The organism is Lentzea sp. NPDC059081, from assembly GCF_042738015.1.
In the GTDB taxonomy this organism is placed as follows: domain Bacteria; phylum Actinomycetota; class Actinomycetes; order Mycobacteriales; family Pseudonocardiaceae; genus Lentzea.
In genome coordinates this window covers 1-16,837 of sequence record NZ_JBHYGW010000038.1, presented here as the reverse complement: position 1 = coordinate 16,837, position 16,837 = coordinate 1, and the positions used below count along the sequence as shown (strand labels likewise).

The following is a 16,837-nucleotide window of genomic DNA, read 5'->3' as shown; positions in this document are numbered from 1 at the left end:
CCGCCGCCGATGACGACGACTTCGGCCTGACCGGGTAGCTCAGGCCAGCCGGAAGTCAAGGTTCGCCTCGATCGCGAGAGTGTCCATCTGCGCTTTCTGCAGCTTCCCGGAGTGGTCCCAGTTCATGGACTGCCAGCGGGTGAACTGGTCGAGCACCCACACGCCCGACTGCCGGGAGCCGTTGCCGCTCTTGCCGTTCCCGCCGAACGGCAGGTGCGCTTCGGCCCCGGACGTCGAGTTGTTGACGCTCACCATCCCGGCGGAGATGCCGGCGCGGAACCGGAAGGCCTTGTGCGGGTCCCTGGTGTAGATCGAGCACGACAGGCCGTAGCCCGGCTTGTTGCCCAGCTCGATCGCCTCGTCCAGGTCCGAGTAGCTCATGACGCCGACGATCGGGCCGAACGTCTCCTGCAGGAACAGCTCGTCGTCGGCACGCACACCGGAAACGATTGCGGGGTGGTAGAAGAAGCCGTTCTCACCGGCGAAACCGCGGCGCGGGCTGGCATCCGTGATGCGGCCGGTCGGGCCGTGCACCGTGTGGTGCTCGCCGATCCAGCCGAGGTACTTCTCGTACGCCAGCGCGAACTTCTCGTCCAGCAGCGGCCCGTAGAGGACGTCGCCGGTCGGGTCGCCCACCGCGGCGGCGGACACGGCCTCGACGAACCGGGTCAGAAACTCGTCGTGCACGGACTCGTGCACGATCGCCGTGCCGAGCGAGGTGCAGCGCTGGCCCGCGGAGCCGAAGCCGGCGAACAGCGCGCCCTGCACCGCCAGGTCCAGGTCCGCGTCCTCGGTGACGACCATCGGGTTCTTGCCGCCGAGCTCCAGGCACGGCGTCTGGAGGTGGCGTCCGCACAGTTCGCCGATCCGCACGCCGACCTCGCTGGACCCGGTGAAGCCGACCTTGTCCACGAGTCCGTGCACGAGCGACTGCTCCAGGCCGTCGAACGTCTCCGAGCCCTCGGCGAAGACGATCTCGAACACGCCCTCGGGGATGCCCGCCGCCTGGAACACGTCGTAGAAGGCCTGGGCCGACGCGGCGGAGTACTCGGCGGGTTTCCACACGACCGAGTTGCCGCACAGCAGTGCCGGGACGATGTACCAGGACGGCACGGCGACCGGGAAGTTGCCGGCGGTGATGACGGCGGCGGTGCCGACGGGGTTGCGGAAGGTGAAGAGCTGTTTGTCGGGCATCTCCGACGGGACCGTCTGCCCGTAGAGGCGCCTGCCCTCGCCGACGAAGAAGTCGCAGGTGTCGACGATCTCCTGCACCTCGCCGCGCGCCTCGGCGATCGGCTTGCCGATCTCGCGGGTCACGAGCTGGGCGAGGGGCTCCGAGTTCGCCTCGACGAGCCTGCCGATGTTGCCGATGACCTGTCCTCGCACGGGGGCGGGCACGCGTGCCCACGCGCGTTGTGCCGCCTTCGCCCGTCGTGCTGCCTCGACGAAGGTGCGGCTGGTCCCGAGCTCGATCTCGGCGACCACGTCGGAGGTGTTCGCCGGGTTCGTGGAGACGTAGGGCATCCATCCACCCTGGTGCGTGCCCGGTGGATCCGCCAGAGGTCGCAGACTGAAACCTCGCGAGGTCGAGCATAAGCTGGGCTGGTGCTCAACCCGGTGCATCTCCGCACGCTCGTCGAGGTCGTGAGGACGGGGTCGTTCGCCGAGGCGGCGCGCCGCCTCGGCTACACGTCGTCGGCCGTGTCGCAGCAGATCTCGGCGTTCGAGCGCGCCGTCGGCGTGCCGCTCTTCGAGCGCGAGGCGCACTCGATCAGACCGGCCAGTGCGGCGCTGATGATCGCCGACCGCGGCGGTGAGCTGCTCGCGGCGCTCGACGGGTTCGAGCACGAGGTGAAGGCGATGGTGCAGGGGCTGCGCGGGCGCCTGCGGATCGGGACGTTCCCGACCGCGAGCGCGCGGGTGGTGCCGAAGGCGCTGGCGCGGCTGTCGGCGGACCTACCGGACGCCGAGATCCGGCTGGACGAGGCCGAGCCGGACGATGTGCTGCCCCTGGTGCTGGCCGGTGAGCTCGACCTGGCGCTGGTGTACGCCTACGACCTCGTGCCGCGCACGTGGCCGGAGGAGCTCACGGTCGTGCCGTTGCTGGACGAGGCGCTCCTCGTGATGGTTCCCGCCGGGCACGCGGCGGCGAAGAACAACGTCAAACTCGAAGATCTGAAAGACGAGCGGTGGATCGCTTCCCGTGACGGCACTTCGGGAGCGACCTGTCTCACGCGGTTGTGCGCGGCGGCGGGTTTCGCGCCGAGAATTGCTTTCCGAAGCAACGACTACGAGGTTGTGCAATCGCTCGTGGCGGCGGGTGTCGGTGTTGCGCTGGTACCCGCGCTCGGATACCGGGCGTTGCCTGGTGCTCACGCAATGCCGTTGCGGCACAAGCCTTTGCGTCGGCACGTGCACGTTGTCCACCGCACCGCGAATACGAACCCGCTTTTGCGGGATGCGGTAAACGCTCTCCGGGAAGTGTGCGAAAACGCCGTGGGCGATCACATAACTCCGCCATGATGGAGGAATGGGGGAACTCAGCAGCGATGGGGCGCTGGCTGGGACGGGGGACTGGGGTTCACCGGACCAGCGTGCCCACATCAGGAAATTGATCGAGAGCACCGAGCCGGGGGCCGAGGAGATCATCCTCGGGTCGCTCGACGACGCGGGGCCCGTGCGTCCGCTCCTGTGCCGGGTGCTGGCGGAGCGCGATCCCGACCGCGATCCGCGGTTCGCGTTGCGGCACTTCTACGCCGAGACCGACGGTCCGGTCCGCCGGTGGCTCGGCCAGGAGGTGTACCGCAGTCCGTGGGTGTGGCTGTACGGCATCACCAGGCTGCGTCGCGCGAAGCCGGTCGAGCGGATCACGCCGGACGCGACGCACTGGCTGGCGACCCGCCGGCAGATAGCGGTGACGGCGTTGGGCGACACCGCGGATCCGGCTGCCCTGCCGCCGGTCGTCGGCCGGCTGCGCGACTCGAAGTGGTGGGTTCGCAGCGAGGCGGCGGCCGCGGTCCGGCGGCTGGCGTGGTCGGGTGTGCCCGTCGGGAGCGCGTCCGAGGCGTTGCTCCGGTGCCTGCAGCACGATCGGCAGGAGGTGATCGAGCAGGCTGCCGCCGCGCTGGCGTTCCCGTCGCTGCGGGAGCGGCTGGTGTGGTCGCGCGCCACGCTCATGCCGCTGGCGGGTGCTGTCGTCGACAACGCCCTCGACGGGGTGGTCGCGCCGCTCACGCCGTTGTGGCCCGGCGAGATGTGAGTCGCGGCTATTCGCCGGTCCGGCCGTCCGCCAGCTCGCGGAGCAGGTCCAGGTGGCCCACGTGCCGGGCCGTCTCCTGGGCCACGTGCGCCAGGATCCAGCGCACTGTCCGCTCGCCGTCCGCCGCGGTGTCGTCGGGTCCGCGCTGCCGCAGTGCCTCCGCGGTGGCCCACTCCTCTCGGTAGGCCTGGATCAGCGACTCCGGGGTGTCGTTGTCGGCGAGGTCCCACGACGGGTCCGGGTCGCCCTTCCACAGCGACGGCAGGTCCAGTCCCGCGCCCGCGATGCAGAGCCAGTACCGCTCCACCGCGACGAGGTGCTTGAGGACGCCGAGGGCCGTCAGCCGCGGGGAGGTGGCGATGGGCGCGGCCGCCGCCTGGTCGCGGGTCAGGCCGTCGACCTTCAGCACGGCGGTCTTGCGCAGGAAGTCCAGGAACTGCCAGGCGAGATCGACTTCGTCCGCGTGCTTCGCGGGCCATGTTCGGGTCACGGCGTGAGTTTGTCAGCCCTCAGTAGTAGCGGCGCAGTGTCGGCCAGATTTCGTTCCAGGGCTTATCGGGTGCCGTGCACGTCCATATCGGTGTGCCGTCTTCTTCGTTCTCAACGACATTGGTGTGCAGTGCGACGCGTTCGCAGTCGTTGAACGGTGGGGTGTCGAAACCGACGAGGATCACCTTCTCGTTCGCGCTGTCGGGCGGTGGTCCCCAGTCGTAGAAGGACATGTGGCCGGAGTACACGGGGATCCGCGTGTAGGTCTGGATCGCGCCGGCCTGTCCGTAGTTGCGGGTGATGACGACCGGGCGGCCTTCCTGGGCCCAGGCTTTGGCGACGGTGTCGGTGAGCTCGCGCCAGCCGACCTGCTCGCCCTGCTCGGGGTTGATGGCGATGATCGGCCCGATGGCGCTCGGCGGCAGGACCGGCAGCGACCCGATCACGGCGGGGACGACGCTCAGCGCGACGAGAACCCCGCCGAGAGCCTTGCGGCGGAGGAGCCATTCCTGGGTCTGGCGGGCCGCTGCGGCGACCAGGACGAGGAGGAGCGGCACGGCGTAGTAGGGCTTGCCGCCGGTGACCAGGCACAGCGCGCAGAGGACGGGATAGGCGAGGGCGAGTGAGCGGAGCGCCCTGTCGCGCCAGAGGTTCCGGAAGCCGAGGACCCAGACCGGGACCAGGAGTGGTGAGAGCATCACCAGCTGCATGGGCAGGAACAGGATGCGGTTCTCGGTGCCGTCGTCCTCGCTGATGCCGCGCGCGACGGTGAGCAGCGGGAAGTCATGCGCCGCCTGCCACACCAGCACGGGTGCGGCGATCACCAGGCTCAGTGCCGCGCCGGCGGGGAGCCACCAGGTGCGCAGGACGTCCCGCGGGCCGACGGCGACCAGTGCGATCGCCAACGCCGCCAGCAGCAGGAGCAGCAGCCATTTGTTGGCCAGGCCGATGCCCGTGGTCGCGCCGAGGGCGAGCCACCAGCGTCCGTCGCGGGTCTTCAGCAGCCTGACCGCGAAGTAGCCGATGAGCACCCAGACCAGCAGGTCTACCGAGGCCGTGGACAGCATGTGGGCCACGGCGAGAACGAAGGTCGACGTCGCCGACGCGGCGGCGGCGAACACCTCGCCGCCGCCCAGCTCTCGGGCGATGAGGGCGACCACGACCGTCGTCGCCAGGGCGAGGAGCGTTGCCACGACGCGGAGACCGACGGGCGTCTCGCCGAAGAGCTCCACCGCGGCGCGGGCGAGCAGGGGCGTGATGGGCGGCTGGTCGACGTAGCCCCAGGCGGGGTGCTTGCCCGCCGCGATGAAGTAGAGCTCGTCGCGGTGGAAGCCGTACCGGCCCGACAGCGCGGTCAGCACCACCGCCTGCACGGCGAGCACGATCGCCGGCCCACGTCTCATGGGCGGACGGTACCGAGCGGATGCCTGATCAGGTGGCGTTTCGGCGGTACCAGCGGGGCGAGGTGCTGATCGGCGGGCCGAGTTTCGCCTCGATGACCACCATGGCCGGTCCGGTGGTGCTCGCCAGCGCGTCCGCGAGTCCGCCGAAGCCCCTCAGGGTGACCGCGGGGATGCCGAAGCTCTCCGCGAGCTTCGCGAAGTCGGGGCGGGTCAGGTCCACGCCGGTGATCGCGTGCCCGGCCACGCGCTGGTCGTAGCGGAGCATTCCGTAGCCGCCGTCGTCGACGAGGACGATCGTCAACGGCAGGTTTTCCTGCCTGAGCGTCGCGAGGTCTCCGCACGCGAACAGGAAGCCGCCGTCGCCGACCACCGCGATCGTCGGGCGGTGGACGGCCGCGCCGATCGCCGCGGGGAAGCCGAAGCCGAGCGTGCCCCAGCCGACCGGGTAGGCGAGGCCGCGTTCCCTGGTGACGTGGTGGAAGCCGCCGATCCAGTAGCCGGGGATGCACATGTCGGCGACGAGAGTGGCGTCGGTGTCCGCGAGCGCGTCCAGCAACGTCACGGCTTCGGGTGAGTCCGCCTCCGCGAACGCCCGCACCTCGGCGTTGACTGCGGCGATGTCGACGACGGCTTCTTTCTCGTCCACCAGCGCCGCCAGCGCCGCGGTGACCACGGCGGCGTCGCCTTCGACCGTGACGTCCGCGGGGTAGTTCTTAATGGCGTCGGCCGCGTCGATGTTGACCGCCAGCAACGCGGGTGGCTTGGGCTGCAACCAGTTCTGCGTCATCATGCCGTCGAAGTCCGTGCCGATCGCGATCACGAGGTCGGCCTCGTCCCACAGCCTTCCCACCGGCGGCGCGTGCACCGGACCCCTCACGACACAACGGCTGTCCGTCAGACCACGTGCGCCGTACGTCGTGACGATCGGTGCTCCCAACCGCTCCGCCAGCTCCGCGACCGCCGCACCGGCTCCCGATCGTGCCGCGCCTCCACCCGCCCAGATCAGCGGTCGCGTCGCCTGGTTGATCAACGTCGTGGCGTCGGTCAGATCGGGAACGAGGTGAGGCCGTTCGGCCTCGTCCGGCACGTGCCGCGGAACTTCGGCGGAGAGGAAGTCCGTTGGTACGCCGAGGTAAACGGGTCCGTGCGGGCTGCGGAGGGCCTGGCGCACGGCCTTGTCGGCGCAAGCGCCCAGCTCGTGCGCGGCGGGCACGTCGAACGACGCCTTGGTGACCGGCTCGAACATCGCCTTCTGGTCCCGCGTCTCGTGGAGCACGCCACGGTGGACGCCTGGCCGCCGGAGCGTCGACGGGATGTCCGTGGCGATCACGAGCACCGGGCTGCCGGACGCCCACGCCTCACCGGTGGCGCCGAGCGTGTTCGCCGCACCCGGTCCGGTGGTCACCACGGCCACGCCGAGCTTGCCCGTCGACCGTGCGTAGCCGTCCGCCGCGTAGACCGCCGTCTGCTCGTGGCGCACGCCGATCATGCGGATGCCGGGTTGCGTGCGCAGCGCCTCCCAGACGGCGAGGTTGTGGACACCGGGCAGGCCGAAGACGACCTCGACGTCGTGCGCGGCCAGCACTTCCAGCAAGCTCTCGGCACCGTTGGGCATGCGGCTGACGCTAAGGGCTGCTTTGTGCCACGACAACGGATGCGCAGCAGGTCTGTGGCTGAGCGTCAGTCCGGCTGCGACCTCCTCCGAACGGGCTCGGGGAGTGGTCGTTCGCGCCACGATGTCCGGCAGGCGCATTACCCGGGGGTGGGAGATGCCGTACTTCGGCGGGCTGTTCGGAGTGCTGGTGCTGGGCCTGGTGATCTTCGCCGTGGTGGACGTGACCACGACCGACGACGGGTCCGTTCGAAACCTGCCGAAGTTGTTGTTGCTTCTGCTGGTCCTGCTGTTCTCGGTCGTCCTGCTCGCCGGGTGCGGCGCCGATGCGCGGAAGGCACCCGGACCCTCGCCGTCCACTTCGGACGGGCCCGCCGACTTCCAGGCGCGCTGGTGGACCTGGGCCTCGCAGCCCGCGGCCACCAACCCCGTGACCGACACCTCCGGGCGCTTCTGCGGGCGTGACCAGCCCGTCGACGTGTGGTTCCTCGCCGGCTCGCTCACCGACGTGCCGGTCAGGAGGCTGTGCCGGGTGCCCGCCGACAAGCCGTTGCTCGTCCCCGTGGCGAACCTCGCCGGTCAGGTCGCGGACTGCGAGGCGTTCATGAAGAGCGCACGGGGCGAGGTGCTGCTGAACGGCTCCGCGCAACCGCTCACGACGGTGCCCGCGACGCCGTTCACCTACGAGGCCCGCGCGGGCAACCCGTTCGGCAGCCGGACCGGCAGGATCGACTCGGTCGGCTGCGGCCTCTGGGCGTGGGTCGGCCCGCCCGCCTCCGGCGAGCACGAGCTGGTGGTCCGCGGCTCGGGAGGGAGCAGACAGGTCGACGTCACCTACGAGCTGATCGTGGGCGCCGACTGAGAAAACCGCGTGCGCCGGTCCGGTACCGTGGTCAGTGGCGTCCGAGCAGACGTGAGGCTGGAGCCGCTCCCCGGCAGTGGGCGGCACTCTCCGCCGCGGTGTTCAGCAACTCCTGCTCGCCGAAGTGAACCGACCACGTAGACGCGTGCACCTGCGTCCTTGTCGTGCCGAGCCGGGCGGCGGAAACGAGGACTGCTGTCATGGCACGTCTGTCCACCACGGACCAGCTCGCCGATCTCCGGCGCACCTACACGGGCGAGAACCTGTCGCAGGCGGTTCCGGCCGTCCGCGGCTCCGCGGCGCTGCCCGACGCGGCCACCGAGGCCCAGCGGCAGCTCGAGGCCAAGGTGCTCGTCGCCGCGTGCACCGCGGCGAGCGTGCTCCAGCTGATGCCGCCCGCGAGCATCGTCCGGCCCACCCACGTGGTCCGGACGGTCGAACCGGGGGAACCCCTCAAGCTGCGCCTGAGCGACCGGGCGCTGGGGCCGCTGCTGTTCGAGCTGCTGCCGCGCACCGAGGACGGGTTCGGCATGGGCGTCGCGGGACTGCGGCACCAGCAGTACCGGCGGTCGTCCGAACTGACCACCGGCGACGCGGCCGTCGTGCTCGTCGGAGTGGACGAGAGGGCGTGGGACCTCGGCATGCGGTACGTGCGCTGGATGTACGGGTTCCGGGGTCTCGAGCACGCCGACGGCGGCGGAAAAGACGAAGAAATTAACGAAGCGGCCACTGGGAGCGCTCTCCTGCGCCGGGTACACCTGTGGCATGAAGCGAGCTGGTTGCGGGCGCTGCCGCTGGGCGGGGCCTGGTTCGTCGAGTGGGCCGGCGGTCCCGCCGAGGCGGAGATCCGCGACCGGCTCGGGCATCCGGGGTTCGGCACGTCCGGGACGGTGGAGCTCCGCCGCCTCGACGCGCCCGCCGAGGACGTCGAGGAGGGGCTGCGGACCTATCCGTGGCCGGAGGAGTTCGTGTCTGCCGTCACGGCTGCCGAGCCTGATCAGGGGCCTGACCGCCGGTAGACTGCCCTTTCGCCCGCAGGAACGATCGTCAGGAGGACCCCGGTGACCCAGCAGGCTGCCGAGGCCCAGTCCGAAGCCACGCGCAAGGCCCCCCGCGTGCTCGTCGCCGAGGACGAGGCGCTCATCCGCCTCGACCTCGTGGAGATGCTCCGCGAGGAGGGCTACGACGTGGCGGGTGAGGCCGCAGATGGTGAAGAGGCCATCAAGCTCGCGTCCGAGCTCAACCCCGACCTGGTGATCCTGGACGTCAAGATGCCCAAGGTCGACGGGATCGAGGCGGCGCAGCACATCGCGGGCAACCGGATCGCGCCGGTCGTGATCCTCACCGCGTTCAGCCAGCGCGACCTGGTCGAACGCGCCCGCGACGCCGGTGCGATGGCCTACCTGGTCAAGCCGTTTGCCAAGCGGGACCTCGTGCCCGCGATCGAGCTGGCGATCAGCCGGTTCACCGAACTGGCGGCGCTGGAGCAGGAGGTCGCCGGGCTGACCGAGCGCCTCGAGACCCGCAAGGTCGTGGAACGGGCCAAGGGCGTGCTCATGACCAAGCAGGGACTGAGCGAGCCGGAGGCGTTCCGGTGGGTGCAGCGCACCGCCATGGACCGCCGCACGACGATGAAGGCCGTCGCCGAGGCCGTCATCGAGAACTTCGGCTGAGCTCGAGCCACACGGAGTCCGTCTGCCGCCCCGGATCCTCGGGGCGCAGGCGGACTTCGACGTTGTGGCTGCCCTTGAGCGAGATCGTGAGCTCGTGCCGGCCGCCGACACCGCCGGGCATCGGCAGCGTCGCGGCGTGACCGCTGTCCACGTACACCTCAAAGCCCGCCAGCGGCGCCACTGAGCGTGCGGCAGCGGCGTCCAGGGTGATCACCAGCGTCGCCTCGTTCGGGGTCACACGGATGAGCTCAGCGGTCATCACCGGCAAAACGGGCGGTGGCTCGGCCGGAGCGGTTGCCATCGTCACCGGCGACGGGCCCGGCACCTCCAGGTAGCTCTCCAGCACCTGCGCCTGCGACGCGCCGGGCATCCGCAGCACGAACGGCGTCAGTGCGTCCGGTCCGTCGGCGGTGAGGAGCTCGGCAGGGACGTCGCCGGTGACGGTCAGCTCGCTGCCCTGCGCCGCGGACCACCCGCTCACCACCGGCCGCAACGGCACCCGCGCCGGACCGAGCTGCGCGACCAGGCCGTTCAGGTCACCGCCGTCGCCGATGTGCACCGTTGCCCGCAGTCGCGCCGATGGGGCCCCACGCAACGGTGCGCGCGCTGTGCCGATGCCGGGAGCCTGTTCGTCGGGCCCCAGCACCCGCAACGTCCCCGCGACGATCTGGGTCTCGACCACCTCGTCGACCTGCTGGAGCGGCCCGGTGACGCCGACCGCGTCGACCTCGACCCTGCTGGGATACCCCGGCGGCGGGGTCATGCCGATCACCACGCTCGCCTCGCGCCACGACGGCACGACCGGTGAGGTGGCGATCTGCGCGCCGTCCTGCAGCACGCGCACACCGGCACGGGTCAGCACCACCTCGAACCGGTGCAGGACGCCCGCCCCGCGCGTGCCGGGCGCCACGGAGTCGTCCACCACCACCCGCACCGCATCGGCGGGAGGGACCGGTCCGGTGCGGTCCGGCGTTCCGGGGACGAGGTCGAGCACGAGCGCGCCGTGCGGTCCGGCGGCGTCCGTCACGACCGCCACCCGGCCCAGTTCGTCCGGCTCGCCCAGCCCGTTCGACTGGCTGAGCCGCAGGAGCCTCCGTGCGCGCAGCACCGCCGTATCGCTGCCGCACGGCATGTCGAGCACGAGCCTGCCCCCGGAACCCGAGTACGGGTTCACGCACCCCCGCCGCGCGCTCAGGTGGTAGCGGCGCTCCAGGTGCGTGTCGTCGAAGTCGTCCAGGCCTCCACCGGCGAACGACTGTCGCCATGAGTCGTCGGCGGGCCGCTCCTGTGCACGAACGGGTGATGACCGCCGGCCGAAGGCGTCGACCGCGCGGACCTCGGGCTTCCCCGAACCCGTGGTCTCAGGCGTGGCGACCAGCCTGCCGTCGACCTCGTAGCCGGACACGCCGGGGACGGGTGTCCAGTGGACCCTCCCGCCACTGCTCCAGACGGAGGACGGTGGTTCGGGTTCAACCGGTTGAGACGGCAATGTGATGAAATCTGCGGAGAACCGGGTCAGTCGAACGGCCTCTGAGCTGGGCTTTTGTGGCGTGTCGTCGGTCTGTCGGAGCACCAGCACGGCCGTGACGAGCACGGCGGCGGCACACACGAGTGCGATCAACCGACGACGCGGAGTCATACGCCCACGTTATGGCAGCCGTCCAAAGAGTGAACGGAGGTTACGGTATGTGACATTCCTTAAACAAAACATAACGCCGAGTTGCGTTATGGTCACGAGCCCATTGGCTTTGATGACTGCGGTCACAGTCATCGCCTAGGTTCCGGCCATCCCTCAGGAGAGGGTGATGGAGCGGTGCGCGGAGAACTCGCGTAGCCGGGAGCAGGGATAGAGGAGGGACATCACGTGCGTAAGCACTCTGTGAAGTCCGCAGCGATTGTCGGCGCAGCGCTGCTTGTTCTTGCAGCCTGTGGCTCGAACAAGGATGAAGCCGGCGGCAACAACGGGGGCAGCTGCGACACGTCGAAGGGCACTCTGACCGTCGGTGTTGTCGCTCCGCTGTCTGGCAACCTGTCCGCTCTCGGCCTCGGCATCAAGCAGTCCGCCGAGCTCGCCGTGGACGAGGCGAACAAGAAGTGCACGGTCAAGGGCTACAAGCTGACCGTGTCCGGCCAGGACGACGAGGCCAACCCCGCCAAGGGTGCCCAGGCCGCCACGAAGCTGTCGACCGACCCGAACGTCATCGGTGTCGTCGGCACGCTGAACTCGTCGGTCGCCCAGACCGTGCAGCCGATCCTGCGGGACAAGAAGATCCCCCAGATCTCGCCGGCCAACACGAACCCGTCGCTCACCAGGGGCAACGACTTCCTGACGGCCCCGAAGCGCCAGTTCGACAACTACTTCCGCGTCTGCACCACCGACGACCTGCAGGGCCCGTACGCGGCCAACTACCTCGTCGAGAAGGCCGGCAAGAAGAAGATCGCCATCATCACCGACGGCAAGACCTACGGTGAGGGCCTCGCGGCCGAGCTGTCGAAGCAGGTCGCCAAGAAGGGCGGCACGATCGTCGGCTCCGAGAAGGTCGGCGAGAAGGACACCGACTTCTCCGGTGTCATCTCCAAGATCAAGGCGCTCGCGCCGGAGGCCGTCTACTACGGCGGTGAGTACCCGGTCGCCGGTCCGCTCTCGAAGCAGATGGCGTCCGCCGGTCTCAACGTCCCGCTGATGGGCGGCGACGGCATCTTCGACGGCAAGTACATCGAGCTCGGCGGCAAGGAGGGCGACCTCGCCACCTCCGTCGGTGCCCCGACCGAGTCCCTGGCCACGGCCAAGGCCTTCGTCGACGCGTACAAGGCGAAGTTCGGCAAGGACGACTACGCCGCCTACGGTGCGTTCTCCTACGACGCCGCGAACGCCCTCATCGGCGCTCTGGCCAAGACCGTCGACGGCGCTGCCTGGGACGAGTCGAAGCGCGACGCGATGCTGACGAACGTCGGTTCCTACAGCGGCTCCGGCGCCACCGGTGAGGTCAAGTTCGACCAGTACGGCGACAGCACGAACAAGGTGCTGACGGTCTACTCGGTCACCTCTGGCAAGTGGAAGGACGTTCAGACCGGCGAGTTCACCGGCTGATCGACTACCTAGTCACTGATTGAGCCACGGCGGGGGCGGGCGTTGTTTGCTCGCCCCCGCCGTCTACGGAGGTAGTCGTGTCAGTCCTGCTCCAACAGCTGGCCAACGGGGTCGTGCAGGGCGCGTTGATCGCCCTGATCGCCCTCGGGTACACGATGGTGTACGGCATCATCCAGCTGATCAACTTCGCCCACGGCGAGGTGTTCATGGTGGCCTCGTACGGAGGCCTCGCCACGTTCACGCTTCTTCCGGAAGACCTCCAGAAGTCGCCTGCCGTGGCACTGCCGCTCATGTTCGTCGGCGGCATCGTGGTGGCGGTCCTCGTCGCCGTGATCATGGAACGGTTCGCCTACCGGCCGCTGCGCAACGCGCCCCGGCTGGCCCCGCTGATCACAGCGCTGGGCGTGTCCGTGTTCCTGCAGGAGGCCGTGCGCGTCTTCTACCCGAACGCCAAGTCCAACCTGCCGTACCCGAAGGTCTTCCCCGAAGGCAACCTCGAGCTCGGCCCGATCAGCCTGTCCTGGACCGGCGTCATGCTCGTCGTGCTCTCGGTGGGCCTCGCGGTCGTCCTGCAGACCTACATCAACCGCTCGCGCATGGGCCGCGCGATGCGGGCGACCGCGCAGGACCCCGACACCGCGCGGCTGATGGGTGTGAACCCCAACCGCGTGATCGTGCTGACGTTCGTCTTCGGCGCGGTGCTCGCGGGCGTCGCGGGCATCATGTACGGCGGTTACCTGAACAACATCAACATCGACATGGGCTTCCAGACCGGCATCTTCGCCTTCACGGCGGCCGTTCTGGGCGGTGTCGGCAGCATCCGGGGCGCGGTCATCGGCGCCTTCATCATCGGCCTGATCAAGACCCTGGCCGGCCAGTACATGCCGGGTGGCACCCAGTACGACTACGTGTGGATCTTCGTCGTGCTGATCCTCGTGCTCGTCTTCCGCCCGCAGGGTCTGTTCGGCGAGCCGGAAAGGGTGCGCGCATGAGCACGGTTGACACCACTGGAAAGCGCTCGCCGCTCGCGTCCCTCGGCAAGCCGTTCGCGGCTGCCGGCGGTGTGCTCGGCATCGTCGCGGCGTTGCTGCCGTGGGTCACGTTCGCCCTCAACGACGGCAACTGGCCCGACAAGTCCACGCTGCAGTTCTTCGACGCGCCGTTCGCGGTCACGGGCTTCCGCTGGCACGTCCTCGTGCTCGGTGTCCTGGTCCTGGTCGCGGCGTTCGCGCCGACCCCGTCCAAGGGCCGGGTCGTCCGTGCGCTCGGGTGGGGCCTCACGGCCGTGTCGTTCATCAACGCGGCCTACATCACGGTCAAGGGTGGCGGCCTCGGCGCCATCACCGCACTGGACGGTGCGACGGCGTTCGGCGGCGTCGTGGGCATCGTGGCCGGCGTGCTGACGATCCTGGCCGGGTACGGCATCGGCATCGAGCCGGTGGGCGAGTGGAAGTTCAAGGTCCCGACCCCGGTCGCGTACCTGGTGCTGCTGGTGTCGTTCGGTGCGGTGCTCTACGCCGTCGCCGCGATGCTGACCACCGGTGGCGTCGGCAGCTCGAACCCGTACGCGGGCGCGATCTTCCTGTCGTTCCTCGGGTTCGCCGGCGGTCTGCTCGGCGCGCTGAGCGGCGTCGGGTTCGTGCGCTGGATCTCGGTCCTGTCCGAGCAGCACCGCGTGTTCAGCGTGATCGTGCTGGCGGCGTGCGCGCTGCTGCTGCCGTTCACCGACGCGGGCAACGAGTACTGGATGACGGTCGCGGCGAACATCGGCATCTACGCCGCCACCGCGATCGGCCTGAACATCGTCGTCGGCCTCGCGGGTCTGCTCGACCTCGGGTACGTCGCGTTCATGGGCATCGGCGCCCTGGTCGCGGCGAACTTCTCCGGTGCGGCCACTGCCCACTTCGGCATCGACCTGCCGTTCCCGATCGCCGCGGTCATCGCGGCCGTCGTGGCCGGCATCTTCGGCGCCATCGTCGGTTCGCCGACGCTGCGGGTCCGCGGTGACTACCTGGCGATCGTGACCCTGGCGTTCGGTGAGATCTTCACCCGCTCCGCGCAGAACGACATCGGCGGCATCACCAACGGCTCCAACGCCATCCCGGGCATCCCGCCGCTGTCGCTGTTCGGCACGGAGTTCAACAAGTCGATCACGCTCGGCGCCGTGAAGCTCCCCGCGGGTGTCCTCTACTACGTCCTGATCGTGCTGCTCGTGGCGGCGACGATGGCGGTGTTCGCGAACCTCAAGTTCAGCCGCATCGGCCGTGCGTGGATCGCGATCCGCGAGGACGAGGACGCCGCCCGCGCGATGGGCATCCGCACCGGCAAGATGAAGATCCTCGCGTTCCTCATCGGTGCAACGCTCGCGGGTCTCGCGGGCGCGGTGTTCGCGCACAAGAACGGCACCGTGTCGTACGAGTCGTTCAAGTTCCTCGAGTCGGTCACGCTGCTCGCGGCGGTCATCCTCGGCGGCATGGGGTCCATCCCCGGCGCCGTGCTCGGTGCCGCGCTGCTGTTCGTGCTGCCCGAGAAGCTGCGGGACTTCGAGGACTACCGCCTGATGATCTTCGGCCTCGCGCTGATCCTGATCATGCGGTTCCGGCCGGTCGGCCTGATCCCCGATGCGCACAGGCGCGCTGAGATGGTCGAACGCGCCGACGAGAACGCCGATGAGGCGCATTTGGAGGCGAAGAAGGCATGAGCACGCCGGTTTTGGAGGCGCGCGACGTCTCGATGGTCTTCGGTGGCCTCAAGGCGTTGAAGGGCGTCACGCTGACGCTCGACGAAGGCAAGATCGTCGGCCTGATCGGCCCGAACGGCGCGGGGAAGACCACGTTCTTCAACTGCCTGACGGGTCTGTACACGCCGACCACGGGCCAGGTGCTGCTCAAGGGCAACGTCCTGCCCGGCGACCCGGCGAAGGTGACGGACGCGGGCGTGGCCCGCACGTTCCAGAACATCCGCCTGTTCCCCAGCATGACCGTGCTGGAGAACGTCATGGTCGGCCGGCACGTCCGGATGAAGCAGGGCCCGCTGGCCTCGCTGTTCCACGGCCCGGCCTACCACCGCGGTGAGAAGGCGGCGCGCGAGCGGTCGCGGGAGCTGCTCGCGTTCGTCGGGCTGAACAACCTCGACGACGAGCTCTCGCGCAACCTCCCGTACGGCGACCAGCGCCGTCTGGAGATCGCGCGCGCGTTGGCGACGGACCCGGCGGTGTTGCTGCTGGACGAGCCCACGGCGGGCATGAACCCGCAGGAGACGGAAGCGACGCAGCAGCTGATCTTCCGCATCCGCGAGACGGGTGTGTCCGTCGTCGTCATCGAGCACGACATCAAGTTCATCTTCGGCCTGTGCGACTCGGTCTCCGTTCTCGTGCAGGGTGAGCTGCTCGTCGAGGGCAGCCCCGAGGTCGTGCGGGCGGACCCGCGGGTGGTCGAGGCCTACCTCGGCAAGCCGCCGGAGGAAGTCCAGTCCGACGTCGAGGCCGCGAAGGGAGAGCAGGCATGAGCCCGCTGCTCGAAGTCCGCCACCTCTCGGTCGCCTACGGCGCGATCGAGGCCGTCCGCGACATCTCGTTCACGGTCGAGGCCGGCCAGATCGTGTCGTTGATCGGCTCGAACGGTGCGGGCAAGACCACGACCCTGCGGACCATCTCCGGTCTGCTGCGGCCGGCGTCGGGCGAGATCCTGTTCCAGGGCAAGCCGATCCACAACGACCAGGCGCACGCGATCCTCGGCGAGGGCATCGCCCACTGCCCCGAGGGCCGCCGGCTCTTCCCGCGGATGACCGTGGAGGAGAACCTGCAGCTCGGCGCCTACGTCCGCAAGGACGACGGCGTGCAGGCCGACATCGACCGCGTCTACGAGCTGTTCCCCGTCCTGGGCGAGCGGCGCCACAACAAGGCCGGGCTCTTCTCCGGTGGTGAGCAGCAGATGCTGGCCATCGGTCGCGCGATGATGTCCAAGCCCCGCCTGCTGATGCTCGACGAGCCCTCGATGGGTCTCTCGCCGATCATGACGCAGCGGATCTTCGACACCATCAAGGAGCTGCAGTCGCTCGGAACCACCATTCTGCTGGTGGAGCAGAACGCGCTGGCTGCGCTGGCGTTGTCGGACCACGGGTACGTGATCGACCTCGGGAAGACCACTTTGGACGGTCCTGGGCATTCGCTCCTGGCCGACCAGCGGGTGCGCGACGCGTACCTGGGTGAGGCTCACTGAGGGTGTGGTTGTCGGGGAGCGGGGCGGAGGGTTTCTTCCGTCCCGCTTTCTGTTTTGTGGGCTGTCGGTGTGTTGCTCCGGTTGCGTTCCCCTGTTGCCTTCACCCGTTGGGTTCCCCTGTTGCGTGCGGGGAGCTTGCGTTGCGTGCTTCCCCTCAGGGGCTCTGCCCCCGAACCCCCGGCAATCTGATCGGGGGCTACCGCGCCCTCGGCGGGTTGATGGCACGCC

At 69.4% G+C, this 16,837-nt stretch carries 15 protein-coding genes; 10 read left to right on the top strand and 5 right to left on the bottom strand.

Features of this window, described 5'->3' with window-relative positions; all coding sequences use genetic code 11:
- Positions 1–39: 39 nt before the first annotated feature.
- Entirely contained in the window at positions 40–1,524 is a 1,485-nt protein-coding gene (locus tag ACFWV3_RS41465; RefSeq protein WP_382419442.1) for an aldehyde dehydrogenase family protein, read from the bottom strand.
- 81 nt (positions 1,525–1,605) lie between these two features.
- On the opposite strand from ACFWV3_RS41465, the gene ACFWV3_RS41460 reads away from it, so the two are divergent.
- Both ACFWV3_RS41460 and ACFWV3_RS41455 read left to right on the top strand, forming a co-directional pair.
- A complete protein-coding gene (locus tag ACFWV3_RS41460; protein ID WP_382419441.1) occupies positions 1,606–2,523 on the top strand; it encodes a LysR family transcriptional regulator in 918 nt (305 codons plus the stop codon).
- 88 nt (positions 2,524–2,611) lie between these two features.
- Positions 2,612–3,259, top strand: coding sequence for a HEAT repeat domain-containing protein (locus tag ACFWV3_RS41455; RefSeq protein ID WP_382419440.1), 648 nt, complete (start codon positions 2,612–2,614; stop codon positions 3,257–3,259).
- A gap of 7 nt (positions 3,260–3,266) precedes the next feature.
- On the opposite strand, the gene ACFWV3_RS41450 is transcribed toward ACFWV3_RS41455, so the two are convergent.
- From ACFWV3_RS41450 to ACFWV3_RS41440, 3 genes are read right to left on the bottom strand one after another with little or no spacing between them, the layout of a single operon-like run.
- On the bottom strand, positions 3,267–3,749 hold the full coding sequence (locus tag ACFWV3_RS41450; RefSeq protein WP_382419439.1) for a DUF664 domain-containing protein: 483 nt from the start codon (positions 3,747–3,749) through the stop codon (positions 3,267–3,269).
- A 19-nt stretch (positions 3,750–3,768) separates the two neighbouring features.
- Positions 3,769–5,151, bottom strand: coding sequence for an ArnT family glycosyltransferase (locus tag ACFWV3_RS41445; protein ID WP_382419438.1), 1,383 nt, complete (start codon positions 5,149–5,151; stop codon positions 3,769–3,771).
- A gap of 28 nt (positions 5,152–5,179) precedes the next feature.
- On the bottom strand, positions 5,180–6,766 hold the full coding sequence (locus ACFWV3_RS41440; RefSeq protein ID WP_382419437.1) for a thiamine pyrophosphate-binding protein: 1,587 nt from the start codon (positions 6,764–6,766) through the stop codon (positions 5,180–5,182).
- A 154-nt stretch (positions 6,767–6,920) separates the two neighbouring features.
- On the opposite strand from ACFWV3_RS41440, the gene ACFWV3_RS41435 reads away from it, so the two are divergent.
- From ACFWV3_RS41435 to ACFWV3_RS41425, 3 genes are all read left to right on the top strand, one after another.
- Positions 6,921–7,625 (top strand): hypothetical protein, encoded by a 705-nt coding sequence (locus tag ACFWV3_RS41435; RefSeq protein ID WP_382419436.1) that lies wholly within the window; start codon positions 6,921–6,923, stop codon positions 7,623–7,625.
- Positions 7,626–7,825: 200 nt separating this feature from the next.
- Positions 7,826–8,644, top strand: coding sequence for a hypothetical protein (locus tag ACFWV3_RS41430; RefSeq protein WP_382419435.1), 819 nt, complete (start codon positions 7,826–7,828; stop codon positions 8,642–8,644).
- A 42-nt stretch (positions 8,645–8,686) separates the two neighbouring features.
- On the top strand, positions 8,687–9,298 hold the full coding sequence (locus ACFWV3_RS41425) for an ANTAR domain-containing response regulator (protein WP_382419434.1): 612 nt from the start codon (positions 8,687–8,689) through the stop codon (positions 9,296–9,298).
- Here the strand turns inward: ACFWV3_RS41425 and ACFWV3_RS41420 are convergent.
- Positions 9,279–10,703, bottom strand: coding sequence for a hypothetical protein (locus ACFWV3_RS41420; protein ID WP_382419433.1), 1,425 nt, complete (start codon positions 10,701–10,703; stop codon positions 9,279–9,281). The two genes, ACFWV3_RS41425 and ACFWV3_RS41420, sit on opposite strands and share 20 nt — an antisense overlap.
- Before the next feature lie 459 nt (positions 10,704–11,162).
- On the opposite strand from ACFWV3_RS41420, the gene ACFWV3_RS41415 reads away from it, so the two are divergent.
- The 5 genes from ACFWV3_RS41415 to ACFWV3_RS41395 all read left to right on the top strand — a co-directional run bounded on the left by ACFWV3_RS41415 (position 11,163) and on the right by ACFWV3_RS41395 (position 16,609).
- Positions 11,163–12,389 carry a branched-chain amino acid ABC transporter substrate-binding protein gene (locus ACFWV3_RS41415; protein ID WP_382419432.1) on the top strand — a complete coding sequence of 409 codons (1,227 nt, stop codon included), beginning with the start codon at positions 11,163–11,165 and terminating at the stop codon, positions 12,387–12,389.
- A 77-nt stretch (positions 12,390–12,466) separates the two neighbouring features.
- A complete protein-coding gene (locus ACFWV3_RS41410; RefSeq protein ID WP_382419431.1) occupies positions 12,467–13,381 on the top strand; it encodes a branched-chain amino acid ABC transporter permease in 915 nt (304 codons plus the stop codon).
- A complete protein-coding gene (locus ACFWV3_RS41405; RefSeq protein ID WP_382419430.1) occupies positions 13,378–15,090 on the top strand; it encodes a branched-chain amino acid ABC transporter permease in 1,713 nt (570 codons plus the stop codon). The genes ACFWV3_RS41410 and ACFWV3_RS41405 overlap by 4 nt, the downstream gene beginning before the upstream one ends.
- Positions 15,087–15,896: an ABC transporter ATP-binding protein gene (locus ACFWV3_RS41400; RefSeq protein ID WP_382419429.1), complete on the top strand. Its 810-nt coding sequence runs from the start codon at positions 15,087–15,089 to the stop codon at positions 15,894–15,896. The genes ACFWV3_RS41405 and ACFWV3_RS41400 overlap by 4 nt, the downstream gene beginning before the upstream one ends.
- A complete protein-coding gene (locus ACFWV3_RS41395) occupies positions 15,893–16,609 on the top strand; it encodes an ABC transporter ATP-binding protein (RefSeq protein WP_382419428.1) in 717 nt (238 codons plus the stop codon). The genes ACFWV3_RS41400 and ACFWV3_RS41395 overlap by 4 nt, the downstream gene beginning before the upstream one ends.
- Positions 16,610–16,837 lie beyond the last annotated feature (228 nt).